At 60.0% G+C, this 6,836-nt stretch carries 7 protein-coding genes; 4 read left to right on the top strand and 3 right to left on the bottom strand.

Annotated features, from left to right (window positions below; genetic code table 11):
* The first annotated feature begins 284 nt into the window (after positions 1 to 284).
* Positions 285 to 1,508, top strand: a complete 1,224-nt coding sequence (locus Q0X21_RS09645; protein ID WP_297851669.1) for an MFS transporter — start codon at positions 285 to 287, stop codon at positions 1,506 to 1,508.
* Here Q0X21_RS09645 and Q0X21_RS09640 read toward each other — a convergent pair.
* Positions 1,465 to 2,982, bottom strand: coding sequence for a TM0106 family RecB-like putative nuclease (locus Q0X21_RS09640; protein WP_297851668.1), 1,518 nt, complete (start codon positions 2,980 to 2,982; stop codon positions 1,465 to 1,467). The genes Q0X21_RS09645 and Q0X21_RS09640 overlap by 44 nt on opposite strands.
* 97 nt (positions 2,983 to 3,079) lie before the next feature.
* On the opposite strand from Q0X21_RS09640, the gene Q0X21_RS09635 reads away from it, so the two are divergent.
* Both Q0X21_RS09635 and Q0X21_RS09630 read left to right on the top strand, forming a co-directional pair.
* Positions 3,080 to 3,718: a DUF6474 family protein gene (locus tag Q0X21_RS09635; protein WP_297851667.1), complete on the top strand. Its 639-nt coding sequence runs from the start codon at positions 3,080 to 3,082 to the stop codon at positions 3,716 to 3,718.
* Positions 3,719 to 3,826: 108 nt separating this feature from the next.
* Positions 3,827 to 4,141, top strand: a complete 315-nt coding sequence (locus Q0X21_RS09630; protein WP_297851666.1) for an Lsr2 family protein — start codon at positions 3,827 to 3,829, stop codon at positions 4,139 to 4,141.
* A gap of 24 nt (positions 4,142 to 4,165) precedes the next feature.
* On the opposite strand, the gene Q0X21_RS09625 is transcribed toward Q0X21_RS09630, so the two are convergent.
* Together Q0X21_RS09625 and Q0X21_RS09620 are read right to left on the bottom strand one after the other, a co-directional pair.
* The gene (locus Q0X21_RS09625; protein ID WP_297851665.1) at positions 4,166 to 4,804 is read right to left on the bottom strand and encodes a response regulator transcription factor; all 639 of its coding nucleotides are present in this window, start codon (positions 4,802 to 4,804) and stop codon (positions 4,166 to 4,168) included.
* Complete coding sequence (locus tag Q0X21_RS09620) at positions 4,801 to 6,063, bottom strand: sensor histidine kinase (RefSeq protein WP_297851664.1); 1,263 nt, start codon at positions 6,061 to 6,063, stop codon at positions 4,801 to 4,803. Before Q0X21_RS09620 ends, Q0X21_RS09625 begins: the two co-directional genes overlap by 4 nt.
* Positions 6,064 to 6,136: 73 nt before the next feature.
* Between Q0X21_RS09620 and Q0X21_RS09615 the strand changes: the two genes are divergently transcribed.
* Positions 6,137 to 6,649: a DUF2020 domain-containing protein gene (locus Q0X21_RS09615; protein ID WP_297851670.1), complete on the top strand. Its 513-nt coding sequence runs from the start codon at positions 6,137 to 6,139 to the stop codon at positions 6,647 to 6,649.
* Positions 6,650 to 6,836 lie beyond the last annotated feature (187 nt).

Below are 6,836 nucleotides of genomic sequence, written 5' to 3'. Positions count from 1 at the left end.
TAGTCTGATCTGCGGAAATCACAAGAATCAGACACACATTCTGCTACTTAACCCTAAGTTCACGCCCCGCATAAGAAGAAGGACCGCCGCTGCTCCCAGAAAGCAGTGGCGGTCCTTTTGTGCGCTTAGCCGGGGCTGGAGGAACCCGGGGTGACGCGACCTGATTTTCGCAACGAGATTCGGCTAATTCCGATCCCAAAAATGACTATAGGTTAGGCTCGCCTAATTCCGCAAGGGTCCCCCGATGTGGTCTGTGTCACGCACGCGTGCTTGGATAGTTAGTTATGGAGCCACAAAGACCAGAAGGGATCCGCAAGGGCACTGCCGAGTACCGGCGCGCCAGTTTCGCACTTCTTTTCGCTGGTCTAGCTATTTTCAATTCCCTCTATGCCACGCAAGCGCTCCTGCCAACGCTTACCGACGAACTCGGCATGACCGAGGGTGGCGCAGCCCTAACCGTGTCTGCCACGACCGGCGGACTGGCTTTGTGCGTGGTACCGGCTTCAATTCTTTCCGAACGCTTCGGCCGCGGACGCGTGCTGATCATCTCCGCGCTTTTGGCCACCACCCTGGGCTTGTGCCTACCGTTGGCGCAGACGGGCGAGCAGCTCATCGTGATGCGTTTCATTCAAGGCTGCCTCATTGCCGGCACCCCGGCAGTGGCTATGACGTGGATCTCCGAGGAGATCGAGTCTTCTGATGCTGCCGGTGCGATGGGCCTGTATATCGCCGGCAATTCTATTGGCGGTCTCATCGGTCGTCTCATTCCAGCTTTCGCCTTGGAGGTGGCTAGCTGGCGTTGGGCCCTGTTCGCCGGTGCAGTCACTGCTTTGACGTTCTCTCTGATCATGTGGGCGCTACTGCCAGCACAACGCCGGTTTGAGCCGAAGAGGCTGAACCCCAGCAATGAGCTCTCCGCCATGCTGCGCCACCTGTCTGATTGGCGGCTTGTCGGGCTTTATGCCACCGCGTTTCTGGGCATGGGCATGTTCGTGTCGGTGTACAACATGTTCGGCTTCCGCGCGATCGACCACTTCGGACTCCCACCCGCGCTGGCGGGGCTGGTGTATCTGATGTATCTATCGGGCACGTGGTCGTCGGCACGCGCTGGCGTGTACGTCAAGCAAGCTGGTCGCGGTCGCGTGATGGCCATCTCGGCGGCGATCATGCTGCTCGGCGCAATCACGCTGATCAGTGGCAACCTGTGGTTCACGCTCGCGGGCCTGCTGTTGTTCACGGCAAGCTTCTTTGCCATGCACTCGGTCGCATCCGGCTGGGTGGGCCAGGTGGCCACGCATGACCGCGCGGAGGCATCGAGTGCTTATGTGTTCTTCTATTACATCGGCTCTTCGGCGCTCGGCGCGCTGACCGGCTGGCTCTTCCAGTTCACCAGTTGGGCCGGATTCATCGGCATCATCTGCGGCTTCCTGGCTTTGCTCGTGGGTATTGCTACGTGGTTGGCGCTCACAGTGAAGAAAGGCGGGGGATCCCCGGAGCCCCAGCCTTAAGAAAGGCGCGTACAGCGGCCGTCGCACGGCAGTCGTCCTCGTTATAGCGGATCAGCATCTCACGGGCATCAACGCTGCCCAAGCGTGCTTCTCGACGCAACGCCACCGACCGCTCCCCATCCACATCGTCATCGTCCCAATGGAAACCAGCAACGGGTGCGACGACTTTCAGTCCCAGCCCGTCTGTGCCCACGAGGTGACGGCGGACATGGGAGAACACATCGACCCATTCATCGGAGGCGATAAAGGCTCGCACCTCCGCTTCATCAATAGATTCGAAGCGGCGGGCTGAAGCCATCAACCAGTGGTTCTCGCCTCCCGCCGCGTAGCAATAGGCGCGGAAGGTCCTGCCCTGCTCATGTGCTTGCTTACGGGTGGCGCGCAGCCAGGACCAAAAAGCGTGGAAATTCTCCTCCTCGGCAGAACTATCCGCACCGCCAACTTCTTCCCACGTTGCGAAGGCACGGTAGTCAGTGCCATCAAATGCGCCCCACAGGTAGGCGCCTTGGTCGAGGTAGGCCTCCATATCCACATCAATCTCAACATCGCCAGTCAATTCCGGGCCAGGCTCGAAATCACTTCGCGCCAGCACCGGAATACCTTCCCGCCAAGCACGCGCGATCTTGCTGGTCTCCCCCAGATCAGCGTCGATGGTCTGAGCGACCGTAGTGATACCGCGTTCACGCAAAGGACGAGCTTTTTGGCCTGGGAAGACCAGCGAAATATCGTCCATTTCTTTCAGTTCCGGCTCGCACAATGCCCAGTAACGGCAGCTCGCGCATTGTTTCAGGCGCAGCGGCTGGGTAGGCGTCGGCGTGGCCAGCGCCGCACGCAGGGCCTCAACATAACGGTCAGCCTGCCCGAGATATGCGCGCTCGCGGTCCTGGCCGACCACGCCCCCGAGCTCAGCAGCAATGCCAGCATCAGCCAAGAGCAGATACGCAAGGGCAATCCGGTAGCCATCGACTGTGTGATGGCGGGCTTTCGCTCCAGTTTCCAAAGGCTTGCCCAGACCCAGTCGGCGGGTGGGGATGAACTGCATCGTGGTGGTCTCACTGGAACGTGCCACACGGTGGTTAGACACAATCACCGGCAGGTATGCCCCATCTTCTTGGCGCACGAGAACATCGATCTCGGCGAGCACCGGCACGCCATCGATCACACCGGTCAGTGCCCCATCAATGATCAAGGTGGCGCGGTCTTTAATCCCCTTGCGGGTTGCGGCTTCACGCTCTGCCACCGGTGCAGCTGGGTCGAGGAAGAGGCGGGAGAAGGGTTTACGCCTGCCGTCGCCAAGCGCTCTTTGCTCAGGCAGAAGCCCAAAGACTGCGGCGCGCCCGGCGTCGACCTGTGGTTGGCGCTCCACCGCCTCGGGTAGCGGCGGAATCTCGGGGTGAGCCAAACGCTGGCGCAGGTGGTACCTGCACCCCACGAGATCGCCCGCCCGCACGAGCGAAATTTCATCGCTTCCCATTTCTTTCACCGAGCCCAAGCCTAATGGCTCGAGATGGGTAAAGTTGAATGGGACAAATAGCGAAACGACATTCAAACTGATCAGGAGCACCGAAACCATGGGACTGTTCGAAAGCATCCGTAAATCCCGCGCGAAGACCAAGGCCGAGATCAAGGCGGCTGAGGCACGCGCACGCCAGCTGGCTAAGGACGAGGCAAAGCAGGACAAGCGCACCGCCAAGCTTTTGGACAAAGCAGAAAAGCGCCTGCTCAAGGAAGAGAAGAAGGGCCTCAAGAATAAGCAGAAGCACGAGAAGCAGCTGGCCAAGACCGAGCTGAAGAAGATTCAGGAATCCGGCCTGACCAAAAAGAAGGCCAAGCAGTGGGTCGGCGCTTCCCGTATTCTCCTTCCGGTGCTCATTCCGCTGGTGTACCGTGCGCTGACGTCCTACCAGGAGAAGCAGGTCAATGACCGTGCGCGCGCAGCTGGTCTGACCGCGACTGAGATGGCGCGCTACTCCAGCCAGGGCGCTGAGCTCAAGGGCCGCGTTGAGGCAATCCGTCGCCAGATCGACGACAATGACTCGCTGGACAATAAGTTCCGTCGTGATGCCGAGGTGCGTCTGGATGAACTGGACAATGCCGTGAACAACGTCGAGCAGATGAATGATGCTCAGCGTCGTCTCGCACACGGCACGATCGACCGCGACATCAACACCCTGGCTGCGGAGATCCAGGAAAAGCTGCAGCGCGACTAGTTCTACCGCACACGTCGCGCCACCCCTCTTCAGCGCTGAATTCTGGTTAATAGTAAGTTTTTACCTAGAATTTAGATATATACACTTTTCTGCAGAAAGGGATTAGCGATGGCGCGGCGTGAAGTCACCCAGTATTACGACGACCTTGACGGGACGCCGCTGGCGGAATCCGACCATCAGTCAGTCAAGTTCAGCTTCAACGGCATTGATTACGCGCTTGACTTGTCTAAGGCGAACCTGCAGCGCTTCCACGATGTATTGACGCCGTATATCGCTGCTGCACGTGAGGTGCCGAAGGATCCGCGCAGTCGCGTTGAGGCATCCCAGATCCGTGAGTGGGCCCGCAAGAAGGGGCTTAGGGTCGCGCAGCGCGGCAAGATCCCATTCGAGATTCTTGACGCTTACCGCAACGCAAACGCCTAGTTCGCAGCGTTTTCAGCGCTCTTTTTAGAGCACACCCTGTTCGCGTGCCGATGCCACAGCGGAGGTACGCGAACGCACGCCCAGTTTGTCGTAGATATGCACGAGGTGGGATTTCACTGTTGCCTCCGACAGCATCAACTGCTGGCCGATCTCACGGTTGGAGGACCCACCAGCAACGAGCTGGAGCACTTCCAGTTCGCGCGGCGTGAGCGAGGAGCGCGGGGCACGGTCACGCGTTTGCAGGCGGTTGCGCACCATCGGCGACATTGCCTGGTCGCCCTTCGCGGTTGAACGCACGGCAGCCAGCAGCTCGCTCGGGGGAGCATCTTTGAGCATGTAGCCAACAGCGCCCGCTTCGATCGCACCGAGAATATCCGCATCGGTGTCATAATTGGTCACCACCAGCACCTTCGGCGGATTCGCCATGGTCGCGCGGATTTCCGCAGTGGCTTCCGCACCCGTGGTCACGCGAGTGCCCTGGGCGCCGGCACCGAAGCGGAGGTCCATGAGGATCACGTCAATGCCGCCAGCCTGCGCGGTGGCGATCGCACCTTCTGCGGTAGCTACTTCACCGACAACGATGATGTCATCGGCGGCCTCCAGAACTGAGCGAAGGCCAAGACGGACGATCTCGTGATCGTCGGCAAGCAAGACGCGAATCATTCTTCCTCCTCAATCTTTTGATTGATCCTACCTGTGGTTTCTTCTGCATCGTCAATTGGCACGGCCACAGACACCGCAGTTGGCCCACCGGGCGCGGATTCAACGACCAACTCGCCACCGAGCTCACGGGCGCGCGTCCGCATCGCATCAAGGCCGATATGCCCCAATCCAACAGGTTTTTCGGGCTGCGCGTCCGCATCAAAGCCCGCTCCATTATCCACCACATCAAGGCGCACTTCGGCCGGCGCGAAAGTCACGGTCACGCGTGCGCGCGTTGCGCCAGAATGCTTAACGACGTTTCCCACCGCCCCCTGCGCGATCCTGAGCAATCCGGCTTCAACCCGCATGGGCAAGCGCTGTGGCTCCCCGTCGATCTCCACGTCAATGTCGACCTCACCGGCATTGGCGAAGGAGGACGCGATGCGCTCGAGCGCTTCCGGCAAGGAAGTCTCCGACAGGGGTGCCGGGGTGAGCGCTGCGATCATCGCGCGGGTCTCGGAGAGATTGTCCGATGCTGAATGCCGTGCTGCTTCTAAGCGTTTAAGTGGCACTTCAAGTTCTTCTGCAGTCAGCCGGGTTTCGCGCAGATCGCGTTCCGCTGCGTGCAGGAGCATCTGGATACTGGACAGGGATTGCGCCACCGTGTCGTGGATTTCGTGGGCAAGACGCTGACGTTCTTGGGCCACGCCAGCTTCACGTTCGGTGGCGGCGAGACGGTCTTGGGTGCTCACAAGCTCGTCGATAAGCGCTGCGCGTTCGGCGCTGACACGGATGATCACCTTGAAGGCATAGGTGATCATGATGACCACCAGCGCGGATACTGCTGGGCCCATCACCCCGCCGAGAGTCAGCCCGCGGGGTGCCTGCATGAGGATCGCGATGGCGAGCAGCACGATCACGCCACAAATGCCGATCCAATTGTCCACTGCACGCATGAACAGGAAGAACAGGGTGAATACCCAGTAAATCGCCACTGGGGTGAACATCATGGCCACGATCCACACGCCTGTGAGCCCCAATAACCAGGCGAAACGGCCGACCGTATTCCAGCGCGGAAGATTGAAGATGCCGAAGGCGAACATGAAGCCGAACACCACGATGAGCAACACCATGACGGCTGCTTGTTCAAGGCTCGCACCGAAGATTCCGGCGAGGGAGACAAAAAGCAAGAAGAAGGTCAGCATCGCGATGCCAACATCAAGCGCCCGCGTGCCTGGCGCCTCCGTTCCGTTACCCCTGGTCGGTAGCATGGCTGTCATGCAAGTGAGCGTACCCGCCCGCACCTGGCGTCTCACCGCAGGTGCCATCGCCTGTACCTCGGCCCTTTCCGCGATGACCGCGTGTTCTTCCGCCGAGCAGGCGGAACCAGAAGCCGCACCTACTTCTGCTCCCACACATGATTCCGCACTGGCTGCCGATGCCTTGCCGGATGTACCTCGCGAGAGCATGACCGAGTGCCCGTACCTGGACACCCAATTCGTGGCCGATGCCAATGGCCAAAAAGTCACGTCTCAAGGAACAGACACTCGCTTTGATACTCCTGCCTGCGTGTTCTGGTCTTATCCGGAAGAACCACAACTACAAGTGATCATCCGCCACACAGAAAGTCCTGCTGCCGCCCGCGAGGTCGTTGATTGGGCCGCGCCGGTGGATCTCACCGACCCGGCCGAACAGCCTGATGGTTGGAGCGGAGGTCGTGCCGGCGGTGGCACAGTGCCCGGCTTTGACGGTGCCGTGTATGCCGTGGCGAAGGACACTACCGCTGTCGTGGTGCTGACCAACCAGAAAGAATCCGTGAAAGCCCAGGCCATCGCCGAACAGGCAATAGCTAACCTAGCGCTTTAATATGTGGGCATGATGCCCATTTCTCGCACATCCACCCGCGCCAAAGCTGTCACTGGTCTGCTTACAGCTGCCACACTCACACTGGCCGGGTGCAGTGCAGAAAGCGGCAAATCTGAACGCGTCACCGTCGAAGTTCCCACCACCGTCACGGTCACTGCCGACCCGAAGGATCTCCCGTCCTCCTATG

The organism is uncultured Corynebacterium sp., from assembly GCF_947253065.1.
Lineage (GTDB): Bacteria > Actinomycetota > Actinomycetes > Mycobacteriales > Mycobacteriaceae > Corynebacterium.
This window is presented reverse-complemented; position numbering and strand designations above follow the sequence as displayed.

Bases quoted from the DNA above. Each gene is read 5' to 3' on its own strand.
- Q0X21_RS09645 (WP_297851669.1), top strand. From the start codon at position 285: ATGGAGCCACAAAGACCAGAAGGGATCCGCAAGGGCACTGCCGAGTAC.
- Q0X21_RS09640 (WP_297851668.1), bottom strand. From the start codon at position 2,982: ATGGGAAGCGATGAAATTTCGCTCGTGCGGGCGGGCGATCTCGTGGGG.
- Q0X21_RS09635 (WP_297851667.1), top strand. From the start codon at position 3,080: ATGGGACTGTTCGAAAGCATCCGTAAATCCCGCGCGAAGACCAAGGCC.
- Q0X21_RS09630 (WP_297851666.1), top strand. From the start codon at position 3,827: ATGGCGCGGCGTGAAGTCACCCAGTATTACGACGACCTTGACGGGACG.
- Q0X21_RS09625 (WP_297851665.1), bottom strand. From the start codon at position 4,804: ATGATTCGCGTCTTGCTTGCCGACGATCACGAGATCGTCCGTCTTGGC.
- Q0X21_RS09620 (WP_297851664.1), bottom strand. From the start codon at position 6,063: ATGACAGCCATGCTACCGACCAGGGGTAACGGAACGGAGGCGCCAGGC.
- Q0X21_RS09615 (WP_297851670.1), top strand. From the start codon at position 6,137: ATGACCGCGTGTTCTTCCGCCGAGCAGGCGGAACCAGAAGCCGCACCT.